At 37.2% G+C, this 2,801-nt stretch carries 6 protein-coding genes and 1 pseudogene; 5 read left to right on the top strand and 2 right to left on the bottom strand.

Translation table 11 applies throughout. The features are described from left to right. Positions 1–103 precede the first annotated feature (103 nt). The 5 genes from AC1DRF_RS21930 to AC1DRF_RS21910 all read left to right on the top strand — a co-directional run bounded on the left by AC1DRF_RS21930 (position 104) and on the right by AC1DRF_RS21910 (position 2,379). A complete protein-coding gene (locus AC1DRF_RS21930) occupies positions 104–757 on the top strand; it encodes a hypothetical protein (RefSeq protein WP_043980067.1) in 654 nt (217 codons plus the stop codon). Between the two features lie 84 nt (positions 758–841). Beyond that, on the top strand, positions 842–1,432 hold the full coding sequence (locus tag AC1DRF_RS21925) for a TetR/AcrR family transcriptional regulator (protein ID WP_014461312.1): 591 nt from the start codon (positions 842–844) through the stop codon (positions 1,430–1,432). 42 nt (positions 1,433–1,474) lie between these two features. Continuing rightward, positions 1,475–1,816 carry a quaternary ammonium compound efflux SMR transporter SugE gene (sugE, locus tag AC1DRF_RS21920; protein ID WP_043980074.1) on the top strand — a complete coding sequence of 114 codons (342 nt, stop codon included), beginning with the start codon at positions 1,475–1,477 and terminating at the stop codon, positions 1,814–1,816. A gap of 1 nt (position 1,817) precedes the next feature. Next, positions 1,818–2,132 (top strand): DMT family transporter, encoded by a 315-nt coding sequence (locus tag AC1DRF_RS21915; protein WP_047933611.1) that lies wholly within the window; start codon positions 1,818–1,820, stop codon positions 2,130–2,132. A gap of 73 nt (positions 2,133–2,205) precedes the next feature. Continuing rightward, complete coding sequence (locus tag AC1DRF_RS21910; RefSeq protein ID WP_013055701.1) at positions 2,206–2,379, top strand: twin-arginine translocase TatA/TatE family subunit; 174 nt, start codon at positions 2,206–2,208, stop codon at positions 2,377–2,379. Positions 2,380–2,407: 28 nt separating this feature from the next. Here the strand turns inward: AC1DRF_RS21910 and AC1DRF_RS21905 are convergent. Beyond that, positions 2,408–2,730 (bottom strand): annotated as a pseudogene (locus AC1DRF_RS21905) (diguanylate cyclase domain-containing protein). Beyond that, on the bottom strand, positions 2,723–2,801 hold a 79-nt coding region (locus tag AC1DRF_RS21900), incomplete at its 5' end, for a diguanylate cyclase domain-containing protein (RefSeq protein WP_477741693.1). The pseudogene AC1DRF_RS21905 and the gene AC1DRF_RS21900, both read right to left, overlap by 8 nt.

The raw sequence follows: 2,801 nt of genomic DNA, 5'->3' as shown, positions 1-2,801 counted from the left end.
TCTTTGGTCCGTTAAGATTGCCTAGAAAAATGCATGATTTCTCACTTTTTTGGCATATGATGTTATCATAAAAAGAAGAAGTATCATCAGAAGGAGGAAAACAATGGTTGATACAACCCTTTATTTTCTATTTTCTTTTTGCTATATTGTCCTGTTTTTCTTTAGCATATATGTAGTGCGAAAAAACACTTCGCCGTTTTACATGCTTTTTCTTCCTTTAGTAATAGCTGGACTAATTTACGATAATATAATGATTGGGATTGGTTCATTTATCGGTGAAGGGGATACTTTACGTTCACTCAGCATGCTTCGCTTTTGGTTTCACGCTTTATTTACCCCTACTTTGGTGCTCTTTGCGTATGGCGTAGCGAAATATTCGACGATTACATGGGCTAAAAAACCTGTTGCCGGCATTCTTTTTTTGCTAACTACGTTTGCCTTAATTAGCTATGAAATAATCGAGACGATTAGTCAGCGTATGGAAGTTGTACGTGAATATGGCATTGTTCGCTATACATTAGTAGGATCATCCGGTCCCCCTCTTATGGTTCTCATTGTGGCGATTATTTTGCTTTTTGTTGGAATTTCCTTATTTCGCAAGACGCGATGGAGCAGTATGATGATTGGAGTAGCCGTGATGATTGTAGGAAGTGCCGTGTCAATTCCTATACCAAGCACGGCTGTGACAAATACGTTTGAGCTTATTTTTATCTTCTCTTTATTTTTAACTCAGCGTCATTTAGTGAAAATACATTAAAAAGAAGCGATTCCCTTGCTTCTTTTTTTTATATTTGATATCTTTTACCTAACGACCGTTAGTTAGATTGAGGAGGAGCTTTTCTTGAGTGAATTATCAACTGTAGAAAAAATTAGAGCTGCAGCAATGGAGCTCTTTGGAGAAAAAGGCTATACAGAAACATCGCTTGCCGATATCTCATCAAAAGTAGGCATAAAAAAACCTTCCCTGTACGCTCATTTTAAGAACAAAGACGACTTATTTTTACTAACCGTGCATGATTTAATGAATTTATTTTTAACAAAGTTATCTGTTATATACGAACAGCATAAAACAAAGTCTGCTAAAGAACAGCTTCACTGCTTTGTTGTAGATTTCTGCACAATGATTGAAAAAGATTCTTTTGGCCAGATGTACCGTCGTCTTATTTTGTTTCCACCTGAACATTTACAGTCGGAAGTAAAAGCTATTTTCTTAAGAAGCGAACGATTGTCTGATCAAATTCTGCATGCTATTTTTACACAGGGAATGGCTGAAGGCGAAATAATTGAACGTCCGATTGATTTGTATATCAATAGCTTTTATTGTTTAACCGACGGACTGTTCATTCAGCGCTTTTATTATGAACCGGAGTATTATGACCAAAAAATTCACGATGCTTGGACGATATTTTGGGAAGGCATACGTGCTAAATAGGCCCTGTAAAAAGGGCTTATTATTATGCAAGGAGGAATTAAAATGGCTTGGATTTACCTTATTATCGCTGGTTTGCTCGAGATTGTATGGGCAATCGGCTTAAAATATTCACACGGATTTACTGAAGTAACTCCAACAATCATTACAATCGTCACAATTGTGATCAGCTTTTATTTCTTTTCAAATGCCTTAAAAAAAATTGCTGTCGGAACAGCTTACGCAGTATTCACTGGTATAGGGGCTGCTGGCACAGCGATACTTGGAATGACCGTTTTAGACGAAGGAGCAAATATTGGAAAGATTTTATTTTTAGGATTAATGATCTTTGGAATCGTTGGTTTAAAGTTGATTTCTACTGAAGAAACAGAAAGAGAGGAATCGTAACATGGCTTGGATTGCATTAATAGCTGCCGGTTTTTGCGAAGTGGGATTTGTGATTTTTTTAAAACTTTCAGATGGGTTTAAGCGGTTGTTTCCTTCGATTGGATTTATCCTTTTCGGTGCAGGAAGTTTTTATCTTCTCTCCTTAGCATTAAAGGAGATACCTATTGGAACAGCTTACGGCATATGGACGGGAGTAGGAGCTGCCGGAAGCGTACTTCTTGGCATGCTTTTCTTTCATGAAGCAAAAGATATGCGTCGAATTTTATTTATTTTTTGTATTGTAGCAGGTGTAATCGGCCTTAAAATCACTGGATAATGATGTACTACTTCCTTTATTTTCATGCTATACTAAACTTGTAAACACTTTCAAAAAATAGGAGACGATGACAATGAACCTTGGGTTTGGAGAAATTGCCTTAATTGTATTTGTCGCTCTATTGCTTTTTGGCCCAAAGAAACTTCCGGAATTAGGGAAAGCTGCCGGAAAAACGTTAAAAGAGTTTAAAAACGCTACAAAAGGAATTATGGAAGAAGATGAAAAAGAAAAAGCTCCTCCTAAATAAGAGGCTTATATCTCTTTTAAAAGCTGACTCAAACGTTTGAGTCAGCTTCTTTGTGGTGAGAATATGCTGAAATTCGATTTCGACCCGTACGCTTTGCTTCATATAAAGCCTGATCTGCTCCATGGACAATTGAAATCAGCTGTATGTGTTCGGATGGAACGACTGTCATTATTCCAACACTGATTGTGACACACTTAAACACGTCAGAAGCTTGATGGATAATTGCACGCTGCTGCCTTGCTGTCTAATAGCTTCTGCCATTTTTATCGCTTCATATTGATTAGCTCGAGGAAGCAATATACCAAACTCTTCTCCTCCGTATCTTGCAACAAAAGCCGATTCATCAAACAACGCTTTTAGCAATATTCGCTACTTCTTTCAAGCATTCGTCTCCTTGAATATGGCCATAGGTATCGTTATAC

Source organism: Priestia sp. P5_B4 (genome assembly GCF_056400385.1).
The sequence above is the reverse complement of the archived record's forward strand: the minus strand, read 5'-3'. Positions and strand labels throughout refer to the sequence as shown.

Excerpts from the sequence above, each read along its gene's own strand:
- AC1DRF_RS21930 (WP_043980067.1), top strand. The coding sequence starts at position 104 with ATGGTTGATACAACCCTTTATTTTCTATTTTCTTTTTGCTATATTGTC.
- sugE (WP_043980074.1), top strand. The coding sequence starts at position 1,475 with ATGGCTTGGATTTACCTTATTATCGCTGGTTTGCTCGAGATTGTATGG.
- AC1DRF_RS21915 (WP_047933611.1), top strand. The coding sequence starts at position 1,818 with ATGGCTTGGATTGCATTAATAGCTGCCGGTTTTTGCGAAGTGGGATTT.
- AC1DRF_RS21910 (WP_013055701.1), top strand. The coding sequence starts at position 2,206 with ATGAACCTTGGGTTTGGAGAAATTGCCTTAATTGTATTTGTCGCTCTA.